This window comes from Pantoea sp. ME81, assembly GCF_903970985.1.
Classification (GTDB): Bacteria; Pseudomonadota; Gammaproteobacteria; order Enterobacterales; family Enterobacteriaceae; genus Pantoea; species Pantoea communis.
The window spans coordinates 1-16,404 of sequence record NZ_CAJCKS010000112.1; the positions used below are offsets into that span (position 1 = coordinate 1).

17 protein-coding genes and 1 pseudogene are annotated in these 16,404 nt (G+C 46.0%); 10 read left to right on the forward strand and 8 right to left on the reverse strand.

From position 1 onward, the window contains the following. Positions 1 to 2 precede the first annotated feature (2 nt). Positions 3 to 710: a LexA family transcriptional regulator gene (locus tag H7A81_RS18355; protein ID WP_182058320.1), complete on the reverse strand. Its 708-nt coding sequence runs from the start codon at positions 708 to 710 to the stop codon at positions 3 to 5. 77 nt (positions 711 to 787) lie between these two features. On the opposite strand from H7A81_RS18355, the gene H7A81_RS18360 reads away from it, so the two are divergent. The 3 genes from H7A81_RS18360 (at position 788) to H7A81_RS18370 (ending at position 3,151) form a co-directional block, all read left to right on the forward strand. Further along, positions 788 to 1,015: a helix-turn-helix domain-containing protein gene (locus tag H7A81_RS18360; protein ID WP_182058321.1), complete on the forward strand. Its 228-nt coding sequence runs from the start codon at positions 788 to 790 to the stop codon at positions 1,013 to 1,015. A 58-nt stretch (positions 1,016 to 1,073) separates the two neighbouring features. After that, positions 1,074 to 1,412, forward strand: coding sequence for a hypothetical protein (locus tag H7A81_RS18365; RefSeq protein WP_182058322.1), 339 nt, complete (start codon positions 1,074 to 1,076; stop codon positions 1,410 to 1,412). A gap of 89 nt (positions 1,413 to 1,501) precedes the next feature. Further along, positions 1,502 to 3,151 (forward strand): DnaT-like ssDNA-binding domain-containing protein, encoded by a 1,650-nt coding sequence (locus tag H7A81_RS18370; RefSeq protein ID WP_182058323.1) that lies wholly within the window; start codon positions 1,502 to 1,504, stop codon positions 3,149 to 3,151. Positions 3,152 to 3,252: 101 nt separating this feature from the next. On the opposite strand, the gene H7A81_RS18375 is transcribed toward H7A81_RS18370, so the two are convergent. Then, a complete protein-coding gene (locus H7A81_RS18375) occupies positions 3,253 to 3,462 on the reverse strand; it encodes a DUF6434 domain-containing protein (protein WP_182058324.1) in 210 nt (69 codons plus the stop codon). Between the two features lie 170 nt (positions 3,463 to 3,632). Further along, positions 3,633 to 4,055, reverse strand: coding sequence for a GNAT family N-acetyltransferase (locus H7A81_RS18380; protein WP_182058325.1), 423 nt, complete (start codon positions 4,053 to 4,055; stop codon positions 3,633 to 3,635). A gap of 319 nt (positions 4,056 to 4,374) precedes the next feature. On the opposite strand from H7A81_RS18380, the gene H7A81_RS18385 reads away from it, so the two are divergent. Both H7A81_RS18385 and H7A81_RS18390 read left to right on the forward strand, forming a co-directional pair. After that, positions 4,375 to 5,544, forward strand: a complete 1,170-nt coding sequence (locus H7A81_RS18385; protein ID WP_182058326.1) for a DUF6602 domain-containing protein — start codon at positions 4,375 to 4,377, stop codon at positions 5,542 to 5,544. A gap of 611 nt (positions 5,545 to 6,155) precedes the next feature. Beyond that, positions 6,156 to 6,458, forward strand: a complete 303-nt coding sequence (locus H7A81_RS18390) for a hypothetical protein (protein WP_182058327.1) — start codon at positions 6,156 to 6,158, stop codon at positions 6,456 to 6,458. A 424-nt stretch (positions 6,459 to 6,882) separates the two neighbouring features. Here H7A81_RS18390 and H7A81_RS18395 read toward each other — a convergent pair whose 3' ends face one another. Further along, positions 6,883 to 7,710, reverse strand: coding sequence for a hypothetical protein (locus H7A81_RS18395; protein ID WP_182058328.1), 828 nt, complete (start codon positions 7,708 to 7,710; stop codon positions 6,883 to 6,885). Further along, a complete protein-coding gene (locus H7A81_RS18400; RefSeq protein WP_182058329.1) occupies positions 7,710 to 8,594 on the reverse strand; it encodes an ion channel in 885 nt (294 codons plus the stop codon). The genes H7A81_RS18395 and H7A81_RS18400 overlap by 1 nt, the downstream gene beginning before the upstream one ends. Positions 8,595 to 9,136: 542 nt before the next feature. On the opposite strand from H7A81_RS18400, the gene H7A81_RS18405 reads away from it, so the two are divergent. Then, positions 9,137 to 9,418: a hypothetical protein gene (locus tag H7A81_RS18405; RefSeq protein ID WP_182058330.1), complete on the forward strand. Its 282-nt coding sequence runs from the start codon at positions 9,137 to 9,139 to the stop codon at positions 9,416 to 9,418. Between the two features lie 203 nt (positions 9,419 to 9,621). On the opposite strand, the gene chaB is transcribed toward H7A81_RS18405, so the two are convergent. Continuing rightward, the gene (gene chaB, locus H7A81_RS18410; protein WP_182058331.1) at positions 9,622 to 9,852 is read right to left on the reverse strand and encodes a putative cation transport regulator ChaB; all 231 of its coding nucleotides are present in this window, start codon (positions 9,850 to 9,852) and stop codon (positions 9,622 to 9,624) included. A gap of 329 nt (positions 9,853 to 10,181) precedes the next feature. Between chaB and H7A81_RS18415 the strand changes: the two genes are divergently transcribed. Continuing rightward, entirely contained in the window at positions 10,182 to 10,430 is a 249-nt protein-coding gene (locus H7A81_RS18415; protein ID WP_182058332.1) for a hypothetical protein, read from the forward strand. Positions 10,431 to 10,993: 563 nt separating this feature from the next. Here the strand turns inward: H7A81_RS18415 and H7A81_RS18420 are convergent. Both H7A81_RS18420 and H7A81_RS18425 read right to left on the reverse strand, forming a co-directional pair. Further along, positions 10,994 to 11,200: a hypothetical protein gene (locus H7A81_RS18420; protein WP_182058333.1), complete on the reverse strand. Its 207-nt coding sequence runs from the start codon at positions 11,198 to 11,200 to the stop codon at positions 10,994 to 10,996. Between the two features lie 408 nt (positions 11,201 to 11,608). After that, a complete protein-coding gene (locus H7A81_RS18425; protein ID WP_182058334.1) occupies positions 11,609 to 12,619 on the reverse strand; it encodes a TIGR04086 family membrane protein in 1,011 nt (336 codons plus the stop codon). Between the two features lie 480 nt (positions 12,620 to 13,099). On the opposite strand from H7A81_RS18425, the gene H7A81_RS18430 reads away from it, so the two are divergent. From H7A81_RS18430 to H7A81_RS18440, 3 genes and pseudogenes are all read left to right on the forward strand, one after another. Next, the gene (locus tag H7A81_RS18430) at positions 13,100 to 13,621 is read left to right on the forward strand and encodes a type 1 glutamine amidotransferase domain-containing protein (protein ID WP_058960710.1); all 522 of its coding nucleotides are present in this window, start codon (positions 13,100 to 13,102) and stop codon (positions 13,619 to 13,621) included. A 217-nt stretch (positions 13,622 to 13,838) separates the two neighbouring features. Then, the gene (locus tag H7A81_RS18435) at positions 13,839 to 15,620 is read left to right on the forward strand and encodes a thiamine pyrophosphate-requiring protein (RefSeq protein ID WP_182058335.1); all 1,782 of its coding nucleotides are present in this window, start codon (positions 13,839 to 13,841) and stop codon (positions 15,618 to 15,620) included. A 70-nt stretch (positions 15,621 to 15,690) separates the two neighbouring features. Beyond that, positions 15,691 to 16,404 (forward strand): annotated as a pseudogene (locus H7A81_RS18440) (phosphoketolase); the annotation flags it as partial.

The following is a 16,404-nucleotide window of genomic DNA, read 5'->3' on the forward strand; positions in this document are numbered from 1 at the left end:
GATCAGCTATAAGTCATATCTGCCAAGTCAGGTTTGACAAAACTCATTCGACTTTCAACAACAACTCCAATAATGACTGCTGAATCAGGAAGTTCAATTGGTTTGAAGTGGGTATTTAAAGGTTTAAGGTACTTTTGGTTAGTGCCTGCATCAACAACATATTGTTTAAAAGTCACTTCATCAAGCTCAGCCAGTTGTACAATCACCAAATCCCCAGCCTTAGCTTGCTTATCAGTCTCAACGAGGATCATCGAGTTAATAGGCACACAAAGTCCTACGGGTGAGGTCATCGTGTCATCTTTAACTTTAAGCCAAAAAGCATCATTTGAATCTAATTTTGAACCAGATGCATAAAATGCATAATTTTTGAAGTTATCATCAGTTAAAACGGTGCTATGGCCAACGTCTTTCCAGTCTAGCAACGGGAAACCACGCCTGAATAACGCATTGATCAACCCACTTTCACCTTTCTCAGCGGCGCTTCCATGCTGAAGCCACAGATAGTCTACATTAAGCAACCTAGCAATGCTCTCAATCATAGCCTGCCTAGGGAATGATTCTCCAGAAAGCCATTTACTTACAGCTTTAGAGGTAACACCTAATTCACGGGCGAGTCTTATCCCCCTGCCATGAGGCGGGTATTTTGATGCATCAAGAGCTTGAGAGAGCCGGAGAGAGAACTCTTTTCGTAACTTTTCTGTTTGTACCATAGGTACGATATTAACCGACTTGATAAAACTATCAGTTCATTTTAAAGTGAACCAAAAGTACCGTTTGGGATTTGAGTGTGTCTAATTTAAATCGAGCAATTAAATGCATTGGAGTGCCTCAAGTAGCCGCTGCTTGTGGAATCAGTCAGCGAGCTGTGTATAAGTGGCTAAAAAAAGGCTCATTGCCCAGCACTGAGTTTTACGGAAAAACTTCATATGCAAATATCATCGAACGCCTCTCAAAGGGGCGTTTTACCGCTGAAAAACTTCTTGATGAAAGCCGAGCTTCACTGCTCTCAAATTAAGAGGCTCAGCCTTGCAAGCCTATTTTCATATGAAAATAGTTAGGGGGGAAATTAATAGATGCAGCAAACAAAGACACGCAAAGTGACAGGATTTAATGAGATAGGAAGAGATCTTTTAGCAAAGGCCCATAAGGCCTTAAGCACCACGCGCCAGACTGAAGTGGCTAAGCGATTGAATGTGGCGGATTCCACCATCTTAAGAAGAACCGAGAAGTATCCGGAGATTATGGAAACTCTTGCAGCAAGTGGCGTTGAGGATTTCGTATTGAAGGGCGAAATGAAGGTGCCGCTCGATCAGTACCGATGGCTGCTCACAGTAGCCATCCAGTTCGCTGAATTTGAGCTGGAACGCACTAAAGAGAAAACCCCGGACTGCGGGAACAGTGCCGGGGCTTAGTGCAGAACAGCTTAGCTTTCACTTAAGCCAAATCTATTATGCCGGGTGGCTCCGGCAGTGTAAACCTCATCAACATCAGAGGGTCGGGTATGTCCAGTTTGAGTTTCAATATGTTTACTTCATTAAAGACGCATCCAAAAATAAACCAACTCGCGGCGTTACTGGAGCATCCGCAGGACGGTGCACCAGGCCTGGATGTGGTCGTGGGTGGCCATCACTCCGCGATGATGACGCGGAACATCTCACGCAGTGTTGCCATTGCCTCTCTACTTGTTATCTGGAATGTCGCTAAGGAGTTTGCACAGAATGGTGTTTTTGAAAATGTCGAACTCACCTATCTAGATGTGCTGGCCGACTATCCCGGTTTTGGTCAGGCAATGGTTGCCGTGGGGTGGGCAGAGTACGACAAAAAGAAACGACGGATCACGCTTTGTGGCCAGAATGATATTAAACAGGTAGGTGAAGTAAAAAAGTCCCCTTCCCCTGGTGCAAGACGGCAGAAAGAGTACCGGGAGAGACTGAAAATGAAGAACTGCCTCACCGGGGGTATTACGGCCGATTACGTCGCACGATGCAATAGCATTATCCAACCTCGAGAACGGGCTGTCGTCATACCCCGACTGGTTCATGAAGATAATGGGGTAACCCATTTCGGTTCGATTGTAATCGAAGGTGTGGCTTACGAAGTAACGAGTACTCCGAAATCTCATCGTCAAAGCGTAACGCAAAATGCTGTGAACGTAACGAAAGCCATAACGCAGAGCGTAACGCTGGCGGATTCAAACGTAACGCAAAGCATAACGGACCCCGTAACGCAGAGCGTAACGGTCGATGATTCAGGCATAACGAAAGACGCAACAGATCACGCAGTAGGTACAGGATGTGACGTGCCGCGAATCCTTGCAGATTCAGCATTGGCGCGGGTTTCAGGCGTAACGAGCCCCGTAACGCCTGAGGAAAAAAGCGTAACGCAGGACATAACGGACAGCGTAACGGTTAGCGATTTCAGCGTAACGCCAGGCGTAACGTTCGGCGGTTTGGACGTAACGCGTGACACTTCAGGCGTCACGGATTTGGAAATTCTCTCGCGTGTTATACCTTCGCGCGCGCGCACCCGTTTTAGTTTTTTAAGATCTAAAACACTAAGATCAAAACATAAAACAACACACACTGCGTGCGAGGAAAATTTCCGGCCTGCGGATAACTTCCAGCCCGAATCCGCTCGGTGCCAGACTCGGCAAATCTGGCGAGGCGCAGCAGCGAACGACCCGCAGCGAAAACGAGCCGGTTACAAAAATCACCGGCTGTCCGGACGACGTTTTAGCGCCATGCTCAACGTCACGCAGAGCCTCACGCTGCTGCGTCAGGGGAGCGAATCCGTCTGCCTGACCCGCAAGCAGGCAAATCCTGACAGACCACAACAGCCCGTCCGTTCCCGCACCATCCAGGATATCTTCCCGATGTTTCCGGCCTGGAAGCCCTCTGCCGATTTCCTGGAGACGGTTGGAAAGCTGGATATCGCGTTGGCTGCTGAACCTGATGACGCCGAGCTCAGAGAGTTCATCGGCTACTGGTCCGCAGGGCATGCTCAGCACACACAGCAGCAATGGGAACTCAAGCTGGGGCGCTGCCTGGCTGAAGGGCGGCGGCGAGGGCGCAAGCGCTATGAGGCAAAACGTGATATCACCATCATGCCTAGCGCTGACTACGAGATTCCTGAAGGTTTCAGGGGAGGGTGACAGAGTTGCGAATCACTTAACCTCGCCGATCTGACTCGATGCGTAGGCAGATGCTGAGAGTTCATGATGTCCGCAATGAGCGAAGATCAGAGATTCCTACCCTAAATAGGATGTCTGCGCCTCCACTCATCAACAACATCACCCAGATTTTTTGGTACGTCATTTTTTATCCAGGCCATAAACTCGCGATCAAACCGGAAATCTGGACCGCACTCATCCACCATGAAACGGCGAACGTTTTGTGTGTTTTTGTAGTCATTTACCACGTTTGTAGAACGTGTTAATGAAGAAATATGCCAGTCGATTTTCACTTGTTGAGTCCCGTTTTGAATAGACGATAGCAGCGTTCAAATTTAACTCAATGTCCTAAAATACCTGCTTTGAGCACTAAGCTGCTAACCAATAAGTTAGGTAGGGCAGCTGTGAGCGATCAGCCGACGTTCTAACCCTGATAGTTACACTTTGAAGTGGTACAAGGTAATTAGAGATCCTTTTTAAGAAATACTCGGCTAGCGCCCTCAGGAAGACAAGGTATTTCACCAAAACGTTGCCAACCATTTTTTTCATAGAACAAAGGAGCCTGGAATGTAATTGTATATAAAACAGCAGTTTTACATCCTCTACTTCTAGCTACATCCTCAAAACGTTTAAGAATCTGACTTCCCAGCCCCCTTCCTCTTACTTCAGGGGGAAGATAGACCAGATCAACAAACGCAAGACCGAGATATGTACGGCCAATCATTCCACCCAATACAACCCCATACTCATCCCGGACAATTACTGCGAGCGGTTTATTTTCGTTAAATCCAACAGCTTCGTCGTTGTACTGATTAAGCCCTGACTCAATCGGTAAGGCAAGCTCGTGTGTAATTGTGTCAGAGACTTCAATACTCAACACACTCATGGCGAAACTCCTTTAGTCTATAACCCATCCTGTACCTTACAAAACCATCAAAGCCTTCGTCATTTGTTTCAATACGGAACGATTCAAAAAACGATCTAAGGTTTAGCCATCCTTTATCAAAAGGGGATCCTGTCTTGCATAATTATCCCATCCTCCGATTTCTTGGCACGAATCTGCACTTCAAGATGTCAGGCAGGGCAGCTATGGGCGAACAACTGAAATTCCTATGACCCTTTTTTGTGAGTTAACCTGCGGCAGAACAATATGTTACGCTAATGATTATGGATGCTGGATTGAGTTTTAACCTTCTGAGGTGAATGTGGATATACGTAAAATTTTCGAGTCTATTAGCCTAGAGTTGACGGCGAAATTTCTAAGAACCGTTCAGGTACAACACAGTGGAGGAAAAGGAGCGAATAGAGAAGATGCTTTTTCGGAATTTCTGCGGGACTATTTGCCAAATAAGTATGGAGTAGGTAGAGGCGAAGTTATTTCACCAGAGAATGACATCAGTGGTGAGCTTGACATTGTTATTTTTGATAAAGATCATTGTCCATTATTTTTAAAATCAGATTCTCACTCTGTTTATCCTAGGGAAAGCGTTTTCGGAGCTATCAGTATGAAGTCTCACCTTGATAGCGAAGAGTTAAAAGACGCATATAAAAACATTGCCAGCCTTAAGAAAATTATGGCTGATGAAAAATTTAATAAACCATCCAATTCTGGTATTGTTACAACATTGCGCCCTGTAGTTCCTGTCACCGCAATCTTTGCTTATGCTGCTAACCGAAGCCTGGAAGCTATTGCAAAGCAAGTTATTGAATTAGATAAAGAGCTTGATGACATTCGTTTACGACCGGACTTTGTGGTTGTCCTTGGTCTGGGGATTGTCGGACCGAATGGAAAGATAAGAGATAGCTTCAACGAGTATAAACTACCAGAAGAGTTGGATAAATTGTCTTTACTAAGGGCAACTGGCCGGCATACTTTACTTCGATTTTATATGCAGTTCTTGGATGAGTTGAATTCAATCACGCAGCCTGAACTCAATTTAAATTTATATTTTGATATGCCTTCAAGAGTAGGGAAATACAAGGTAAGTGGCCACGATCGTTTAATGGTGGCCTTTGAGGGTGAAGGCGAACGGACTGTTAGACGTCTGACGCTATTAGCCATTGAACGGATTGTTCAGGATTCAAATATGGTCAACTACCAACAGCACCTGCTTAACTATTTAGGCGCTTTGCCCGCGGGTGCTGAACATATCTATGATTTGTCCTCGCCCGTGTATGAATATAATCCTCAGAATAAACCACCTATCCAAATTCTGTGGGATGAAAACAATCGTCCCAGAGCTGATGAAGGATCTTTTCAAGTTCTTTATATTAAAATTGACGGTAATAACTATGCTATTGATGCAAACAGTATTACTAAAGATGATTTTGAGTTAAATCCCGATTATACGGTATCTGAACTGATGTCTCAGTGAGGATAATCAGGAGACGCCAAATGCATTGCGAACAGGCAGGTCTGATGCGCATAACTTCGCTATGCTGCTGCACTATGATGTTAAAAAAATAGACGCTTCCAAACTTTGTGCTGACGGGTGTGGTTTGCAAAGAGTTCGAGCCGATGCCCGGTGGTCATGGAATGACCACCCTAACGTATACAGAAAACAACGTTCCGCCATTTCTGGCAAATACCTCATAGCTTAGGTCTGGGCCTGATGAAAGAGGAATGAACGCCTGTGACGTAGAAAGGTATTTGAGTTTTAATAACCTTCCTGTTCTTAGAATTATGCAGCAAGTAAGGATACGCAAAGCCCTTATTTCTCTTTGAAGAAAAGTGATAGCGTTAGATCAAAACACAGGAGAGACAGATGAGTTTACCAATGCCGTGGAGTTTAACTGGGCGCCTCTGGGTGAGCATTTAGAGTACTCAGTGCGGCTTGCTCATTCAGCCGATCATGAGTTGGTTAAATCCCGGGTGGCGTCCCGGGCAAAGGAGACAGTTGTGGAAAACCTCTCGCTTTATTTCGAGGCATAAGGGCATGGTATCCGCTACCAGCAGAAAATTGAGCTGGTCAATCTGGATCAGTCCGTGCTGATTGTTAACCTAAAGCAAATAACACGTCAGAAACTTATGGAAATTTCTGAACGCGGAATTTATTTTTCAATTACTGAAACACAGCTTACTCAGTGTGTAGTTACGCTACCCGGTGGCAAAACACAACCGTCTTTTGACTCTCAACGGTTTTCTCTGATGCATGGCTGGGTGCTAAATGACACATGGGAAAGGCGCTGGGGCGAGGTCTGGAACTGTACTGCAATTGACGACGCAAAAAAAAGAAATCAAGGCGTATTGGCTTTGGCGACTGGGAAAATACCGCTATTTCACTCTTAACTACCCGAGATTTGGACCCTTTACTCTCAATGGTATGTTTCGTAAGGGCCTGTGCAGACTACTTATTAATCCCTATTTAACTACGATGCAGTTCTGGCTGGCAATACACTCCGGGCAATATGATCTGGGAGATGGCCGGCTTATCTTTAGCCGTAAGAGAATTAGAAAAATGAAGTCACACAAAACGGCCAGACTCTGATTGCTGCTGGTGTGTTAAACAGTCCGCTCCTGACCCGATCCCCATGGATAAAGACAAACACTAAGCAAATTCCGCTTTTGGCACTGAGCGGACGAGTTTACTGGGGTGAATGTCCGTCGTGAGCAGGAGCAGACGTTTTCTCTGAACTGCCCTGTAATGATTTTCCATTAGTAGCAACGAAGACTCACTCACTCTCCAAGTGCTTCTTTTTTTGGAAAGATATCACTATCCATTTACCTTTATTACATGTCTATTGGTTTTAAAGTCTATTATTCTGGCTACATCAGATTTGATACAGTATTTATTATAGTTGTGAAATCTAATTTTATCTAAAAAGCTGCTATCGTTGTATTCACCATTAAGTATAGCTCTTTCAATAAACCTCTCAGCCCAATAGTCTTTTCTGAACATTTGGTCCCAGTTTGTATTTCCTCCATTCAGGAATTTTACTGTTTTTCCTAGTATCGCTTGGCATACATTTTCAACGTCCTTGATGCTTATATTCTCTATTTTTTTTATATCGTTACGCCTATATGAATATTTAGCCTCACGGAGAAATAACATGTTATCACTATCATTTTGTGTTATGTGTAACTTCTCAATGGCATCCTCGTAACCAAATGAATAAATATCACTTAGCGCATTTTTACAGTAAATGAAGTTTCTAAGAGAGACATAAAGAACATCATACAACCACAGTTTACCAACTAATGTATCCGGGTACCAAACTATCTCCTTAATGACATTAGCGGTATTTATGAGGGACTCTGCAATTTTTTCTTTTTTCGGACGATATCCTCTAAAAGAACTAAATATTTTTTTGTCACCATCTAAATATTTTGAATCAATATCCAAGTGTGTTAGAAAAAGTGAGCCTTTGTTACTCATCTTTTTAATGGTATCTAAAGAGTAGTACATTATCTCACCATGCACTTCCTTTAAAATCGAATAATCTGGTGGACTTCCTGACCAAATGCATACCAAATCCCTGTCACTATGAATATTTGTATCACCACGAGCAGCAGAACCGCACTCAAGGATTAAATAAGACATTATCTTACAATCCTTTTGACAATTATTGCCGTAACAACAGCAAACCATATCATTGAGATAAGGAGGAAAATTATTGTAATTACCATAGGTATGGTTTCGAATTCCGGCCCTACATCACCATACCCAACAGTTGTGAATGAAACAACCGAAAAATATAGGGCTTTAAAGAAACTTTTATCATGTGTTTTAAGATGTCCATCGATGATGTATGCAAAGATACTGATCATCATTAAAGTTATAATTAATGCATTTTTAATTCCGTAACCATAACCTAGTATGTAGTCATACAAAAGACTTGTAAAAAACTTCTTCAATTGTCGTTTTTGCCCGCGTAAAAATTCATATCGCCTATAAAACTGAAATTTCCTATCAGCTTGCATTGCAAATTTTTCTTGATGCATATCCTTTGAGTTTTTATAAAGAGATTGGAAAAGCCAAGCATTGACATTCGCCCAATGCCAGTGCCACATCCATGAAAATTTGAAAGAAATCGGATCAATATAAGTTGTTATGAATTTTGTTTTATAAAAACTACACTCTGAAAAAGAGCATTTATGGAATTCACAGTCAGAAATTTCACTCCCATTAAATGAACAACTTATAAAGGAGCATCCTATAAATGTATAGCCATTAATTCTTGATTGAGAAAAGATGCACTTATTGAAAGTTATATTTTTGACCCTTCGTTCTTTTTCGTATGTGATTTTATCTGGAAAACCAATCTGTGATAACTCTATCTCATTAGAGTCAAGTTTGTTTATGTTAATTTTATTTGAGATGTGTTCATTTATTTTAGGCATCGGAACATTGTCGCGTTGTTTCCAATGCCACACTCGAATTAAAATTTCCTTCATAGCGTTCAAAACTAAATGTATTTTTTCCATATTTCATTTACAATTAGTGTGTTAGTGTCATTTTTATGCAATGGGTTTCATTCCACAGGTTCATTGTATAGATAATATCATACAAAATTATGTTAACAGATAGCCACTTGCAGAAACATATGTTTGAGTAACTTCTGCTTCTGGCACTTAGCTGCCATTCACTTTGAAGGTTGTTCACCTATCTTCGTCTCCTCTGCGAGCAGGATTGAAAGCCGGACTGAGCTATAGGGTAACAGATGCGTCTCTGCACAATAGGCGTGGATCTGATGGCAAAACAATGGTCAGGCAGACAAATGGTGGAAACTCGGATTCCTGCAGAATTAAGTATTGTCACAATCGCTAATCCCCTGTTTTTTATACTCCCGTTGTTGATTCTGCTCAACCGGGTCCAATTTCAGAGTCGATTAGGTAAGTCGTCCAAGCCTGAGCTTTCCTCCTGTCGTTCAGGTTCTCGACTTTGGGAGTGATGGGGTTAAAAGGTTTAAAACTTGACGTATAAATGATAATTATTATCATTTATACTAATTGTGTAAGGAGAACACGTGAAGATCTACTGGACCCTGAAATCCATACCCGAACTGGCCGGCCTAGAGCTGTGGGAGCGCGGAAGACGATGGCGGGGGGCATATAAATCAGCTTTTCGTCACTGGCAGACATGGGCGGGCCTCGCCGTCTGCGGGGCATTCGGCTACGCAGGAGCGTATTTTTTTGGTATTGCCGGCTCAGTAATCATGTCCGGGCTGGGCGGCTTTGTGTACGGCCAGATTGTGACAAATGTTGTCCTGAAACATTATCGTCACCGATTGCGTGGCGAAGCTGGCTGATTTCCAAGGTATACGGCATCCGCGGTTAGCAGGCACGAAAGCAACAGGGCTTCTTTCAGTGCGTGTCAGTGAAACTCGAAATATGCAATCTGGTTGCTCAATGGCAAATAAGTCTCCATAAAGCGGCTATACAGATAAAACTGACCCTGGCTGAACCCAGTCTTCCATGAGAATTCATCAATCAATTGCCGGTGAGGATAAGGTCAGGACTTCTTATGCCATCTGTCATCATTGCCTTTTTCGTACGTCTTCTTGACTGCAGCCCAGGCCACTTTGTGTGAAACCTCTTCCCGGGAGCTGTCATCCTTGCGATCTTTTTTATCCTTATACTCATCCCAGGCACTGTTAAAAGCTGCTTGATATATATCCTGCGCATGAGCAGGTAGGACGCTCCTGACGCTCTCTGGCAGGGAATCTCGTGATTTATACGGCATGGTTGCTCTCCTGTAATTTAAGACTTAAGTCTGGTTCACATGCGAAAAATTTCAATGTCCATTTAAGCGAGGCGCGCGATGATGCAGAGAGATCGAATATTTTCAGGCAATGCACATCGCGCCAAAACGCCCGCTGCTAAACCATTCGAAATTGAAATTCAGAAGCATGCCCTGCCGGATTAGTCATCACGACTATCTCCCTACAAGGGAGTGTTGACAAACTTTACACCAGGATTTGATTCTGACTACAGAGGTATGATGGCAGTTCAGAGATTTGTAAACTATTATCAAATGCTTGGGCAACTGTTGTTTCTGCGCTGGACTTTTCTATGCTTCGCACCACTAAAAGACGTACCCGTTTTGATATCGAAAACCAGATTGAAACGCTTGAATCCTATCTGCATGAAGTCGGCTTGATCATTCGTTCTCTTACAGAACAGGAGGGCGCAGCGGGCAAATCTCTGCTGCATGCGAGACGTTTGTCGGAAGCCAATCGTGAACATGAGCAGCTCCAGTTGGAGCTGGAGCAGTTAACCGATAAGAGAAACAAAAGGTTCGGAAAGAAATTGGCTTCCTGACATTGAACGAGCAAATCGAATGTTTTTGCCTGTATGAAAATTTAGCAAGCGGGCGGTGCTGAATTAGTCATGCTCAGGATTTAACCACAACTCATATTTGGTGCCGCCATCCATGATAAGTTTTAAGTTAACCAGTGAGGAGTTGGCTGAATTCAGGGGAAAGCAGTTTGCCTCTACAGACCAACCTTTGCCTTCTGCTGTCACTATTATCGTTGATGTGAAGTTACGTCAGGGGCGGTGCCGGGTCGTGCATGAGTTTCAGGGGGTACTCAGGCAAACCCCTCTTTCGGTTTTTCTGCTCCGGTTCCCTTATCAGATAGAGTCACCTTGAACAGCAAACTCATGTCGAAATGAAATCATGCCATTAGCGTGAAACTTGATACTTCGCTGCATCAGAGGGTTCGCATAATCATCTAAGCCAGGTTCAGACAGCCGAGAAGATTTTGACGTCTTACAAGACCAATACCCGCATCAAAAATTTTTTCCGGCTGTCTTTAAAATACTTACAAGGTTTAAGAGGAATCACTCACTATATTCCACTTAGCACGCAAGTCTTTTCAGCTTTAGCTTCCTTTGCGCATCCAGAAAAGAGCATCCTCAGTTACGCGAATAATCGCCGGAATAGTGCTCTCACGCTTTTTCTTTTCAAGCATAGCTATGATGCTATCCCGGCTAATATTCATGCTGCGTTCTACAAGCTCCAGCACCGCTTCTCCAATAATGCCAGTCAACAGAGGGGCTGAAGAGAGGTCTGCGTATAGTTTTTCCATTTTATTAGATCCAGTTGATGATGATGGCCAACATCAATTTTATACTGATAAGACCTCTTACCTGCAAGAGTGTTTGTATAAATTTTATTAGCAGCGAATGTCAACGACAGCTTCAAGCGAAGCGTTAAATGAAGTTGAAATTCGTCCTCACACTGAAATTCCAGAGAAAACGTTCCTACATTAAACACCAGACGGGGACGAGCGAATGAATGTTGAGGATGCCTTTTATCGTTTCGTTTAATTCAGGAATTTGGGTGAGAGTCTGGATTGCGGAACAGCATAAGAATTGCTTAAAAAAAGATGTGGGAGAATATTCTTATCCCGCCATGTCGTCGCTGCTGAACATGGCGGGAATATACTTAGCGAAACGGTTTGATTATTAAATAAATATTCCTAACACACGCTATATCAGGGATGTCTTTCGCTGGCCAGAACGGTATGGGGTTGTGTGCGTCTGCCAATGCGTCCGAATACAGCAGCCAGCACGCCCTCAATAATCAATACGAAGAAGGTGAACCAGCTGGCTCTGGCGGTTGCTGCGGCGGCTTTCTCTGCGGCTTCACGGGCTTTCTGCTCAGCCTGCTGTTTCAGTTGCTGAAACTGTGCCACGGCTTTTTGATAACTCTCAACCGTCTGGTTAACGATTTGCTCAGCTTCCTGATCACTCTTACCTGTCCGGGCTTTGATAATGTTTTTGAGCGCATCCCGGTCGGCAGCCTGTAGGGTGTCAGAATGACGATTAACAACTCCACGGATCCAGTTCACGATATCGTTATCCGCATTCTCAGGATTCTGAGCTGTTTGTTTAGCCTGATCTTGTGCGCTATTTGCCTCACTGTTCATATCCTGCTGAAGCTTATCCGGCTGAAGTTCAGGCTTACCCGTCTGACGAAGGGTGGCCTGTAACTCATTCTGGAGCGAATCTAAATTAATATTATTCTCCTGAAGTTTCTCTTTGGCCATGTTCCCGACTGACGGGGCAACGGCCGAAACACCACTGCCTATTGCACTTGCTCCGGCACCCAGGATATTAAATGCGCCTCCGATAATCCCTGTTGCCAGTGAAAATGCCAGCCAGAGGGTGATCAGTGTACTGACGCCAAACATCAGTAAACCGTGGAGTGCGCCCTCGCGTTGAGCCAGCCTGCCAGCGACGTAACCGCCGGCAATGATAGCGATAAGCATACTGACACCCGTCCATATCAGCGCGCCGGTCCCTATATGTTCAAGTGGATTGCGTTCCTGTTGAGGGTCAATGACAGAAGCACCAATCGCAGTGCCGAGTAATCCTAATAAAATATGAACAATAAGCGCGGCGATAACACCCGCAAATACCGCGCTCCATGAGATACGTTTCAGCGGCAGGCCACCATAAGAATCTGTGACGATTGCACCATCATTTACCCAAGGCTCAGCCATGATATTTCTCCGGTAATTTATGATAATTATCCAACATCACGAAACAGACGTTATGATTTAGCGTAGTCACTAAATAAAAAGCTCACCAAGTTTATTTTGGGATTGATCTGCATTAAACGAGACGGTTAATAATCTTTTAAGGTGCAACTAACAAAATCTCGTCGAGGCGGGATACTTAAGCGTGAATTTCTTTTCCTTGACGACTCTTAACATGAAAATAGAGCTAACCTTTACAAGGAGGTTCATCAAAATGCTGTTTACAGTTTCAGTGATGAATTTCGCCATAGATACATAAAGGGTTGTTAAATCCTGCATAAATATCTGGTGACTCGTTGTGTTTAGATGTCTGTTATTTTCCTCTCCTTCATTTTCTTCTGCTTAGCACCAACCGCCTGGCTTGTGTTTTATGCCATGACGACCAGACTTATTGGGTTAACCGAGCCCCAAACGCTGAGCGTTTTTAACCGCAAGGAGAAACATATGGGTAAGAAAATAGCTGTCCTGATCACCGATGAATTCGAAGACTCAGAGTTCACCTCACCCGCCGATGCCTACGCCAAAGCCGGCCACGAAGTCGTGACCATTGAGATGCAGGCGGGGAAGGTTGTGAAAGGTAAACAGGGTAAGGCGGAAGTCAAAATCGACAGGGACATCGATCACGTGACCCCTGCAGAATTTGATGCCTTACTTTTGCCTGGCGGTCACTCACCTGACTCACTGCGCGGTGATGATCGTTTCGTGAATTTCACCAAAGAGTTTGTTGCCAGCGGCAAACCGGTGTTTGCCATCTGCCATGGACCTCAGTTGCTTATCAGTGCTAATGGTGTGCGCGGCCGCAAGATGACCAGTGTAAAAGCCATCGCTATTGATCTGCGTAATGCAGGTGCTGACTTTTATGACAAAGAAGTCGTTGTGGATGACGATAAACTGGTCACCAGCCGCACGCCGGATGATCTGCCTGCGTTCAATCGGGAAGCGCTGCGCATTCTCAATGCGGCCTGAGAGACATCGTTATTCTGCTATTTGTCAGGTGGCCGCTTTACAGAGCGGTCACATCCCTTCCGAAGCAGACTGGTTAATACCGGCCAACGTTTGCCAGATAAATCTTTCTCAGAGTTTAGCGCTTCATTGCGAACCAATGCTTTGAATGATGGGGGAAACCCGACAACTTTTTGCTAACTCTCCTCACGAATTGCATGAATAAAGAGGGATGAAAACGATGAGCATCAAGACCAGTGATTTTTTTGTCCAACGCCTGAAAGAATGGGGCGTGACGCGCATTTACGGTTACCCGGGGGACGGAATCAATGGGGTGCTGGGTGCGATACAACGCGCAAATGAAAAGGGCGATGGCATTGAGTTTATTCAGGTGCGCCACGAGGAAATGGCGGCCTTCATGGCCGCCGGTCACGCTAAGTTTACCGGCGAGCTTGGCGTCTGCCTGTCCACGGGCGGGCCGGGTGCCACCCACCTTTTAACCGGGCTTTATGATGCCAAAATGGATCATGCTCCTGTGCTGGCCATTGCCGGACAGGCCGAGGCAACGGCAAGAGGCGCAAGCTATCAGCAGGAAATGAACCTGGATCGCGTGTTTGCGGATGTGGCAAATTTTGTACAGGAAGCTGCCGCCCCTGCTCAGGTGCGCCATCTCGTCGATCGTGGCGTGCGTATTGCCAAAGCGCAGAACGGCGTTGCCGTGCTGATCCTCCCAAAAGATATACAGGATGAAGAGTGGCAGTCACCGCCACATTTGCACGGGTTTACCCATTCAGGCAGTGGCTATCAGCGTCCCAAAATTATCCCCTATGAAGCCGATTTGCAGCGCGCCGCCGATGTGCTTAATGCGGGCAATAAAGTGGCAATCCTGATTGGCTCTGGCTCACGCGGCGCGGCGGTTGAAGTCGTGCAGGCGGCAAATCAACTGGGGGCTGGCGTCGCGAAAGCATTGCTGGGCAAAGATGTGCTCCCCGATGACGCACCATTTGTGACCGGCTCGATAGGCCTGCTGGGCACTAAGCCTTCCTGGGAGTTGATGCAGCACTGCGACACGCTGCTGATGATTGGCAGCGGTTTTCCCTGGACGGAGTTCCTGCCAAAAGAGGGGCAGGCACGTGCCGTGCAAATCGATATCGACCCGGGCATGCTCGGCTTACGCTATCCCTGTGAGGTGAATCTTCACGGCGATGCAGCTGAAACCCTGCGAGCACTCCTGCCATTACTGGATCACAAAGAGGATCGCAGCTGGCAGGAAGAGATTGCGGTGCAGGTTCAGGACTGGTGGAAGCAGATGGAAGAGCGAGCGCTGGCACCAGCCAATCCCGTTAATCCCCAGCGGGTGGTATGGGAGATGTCTCCGCAGCTGCCGGATAACGCTATCGTCACTTCTGATTCCGGATCCTGTGCAAACTGGTTTGCGCGCGATTATCGCGTGAAACAGGGACAACGCGCCACGCTGTCAGGCGGGCTGGCCTGCATGGGCGCAGCCGTTCCTTATGCGATCGCGGCCAAATTTGCGCACCCTGAACGCCCGGTTGTCGCGCTGGTGGGCGATGGTGCCATGCAGATGAACAACATGGCAGAGCTGATTACCATCCAGAAATACTGGCAGCAGTGGACGGATAGCCGTTTGATTGTCTGCGTGTTCAATAATCAGGATCTGAATCAGGTGACCTGGGAGCAGCGCGTCATGGAGGGCAATCCCCGCTTCGAAGCCACGCAACAATTGCCTGATGTGAAGTACGCTGAGTTTGCTGAATCACTGGGGCTGGTGGGCATTTATGTGGATAACCCGGAACAGCTGGCCAGCGCCTGGCAACGTGCGTTAAGCGCAGATCGCCCCGTATTGCTGGAGGTCAAAACTGACCCGGAAGTGGCTCCGCTCCCACCGCATATCACCTTCAAACAGGCTAAAGCCTTTATGTCATCGATGGCAAAAGGCGATCATGGCACCTCGCAGATACTCAAAGACACGGCAAGCCAGCTGTTTTCTAAAAAAAGGTAACGAAAGGCGGTCCTGAAGGAGGGCCGCATCTTCACAACTCAACGACGAACGCAACATCGGAGGAACAGGTATGACGACAGTCACCGGGACCAATGAACTTGCTCTGATAGACAGATACTGGCGCGCGGCAAATTACCTCTCTGTGGGACAAATCTATCTCATGGAAAATCCGCTTCTGCGGGAACCCCTGAAGCCAGAACATATCAAACCTCGTTTACTGGGGCACTGGGGAACCACGCCGGGCCTGAACTTTATCTATGCTCACCTCAACCGCATTATTCGCCAGCGCGACCGTGATCTCCTTTACGTCTGCGGGCCCGGACATGGTGGCCCCGGCATGGTGGCTAACAGCTGGCTGGAAGGCAGCTATAGCGAAATTTATCCTCACGTCAGTGAAGATGAAGAGGGAATGCAGAGGCTGTTTAAACAGTTTTCTTTCCCGGGCGGGATACCGAGCCACGCTGCCCCTGAAACGCCGGGCTCGATTAATGAAGGAGGCGAACTTGGCTATTCGCTGTCGCATGCGTTTGGCGCGGCCTTCGATAATCCTGAACTGGTGGTGCCCTGTGTCATCGGTGACGGTGAAGCGGAGACGGGGCCACTGGCTGCCAGCTGGCACGGGATTAAATTTCTCAATGCTCAGCGGGATGGTGCGGTGCTGCCGATCCTACACCTCAACGGTTATAAAATCGCGAACCCTACGCTATTGGGGCGCAGCAGTGACGAAGATCTGAAGCAGCTGTTTAGTGGCTATGGATATACCCCGCTCTTTGTCAGCGGCCAC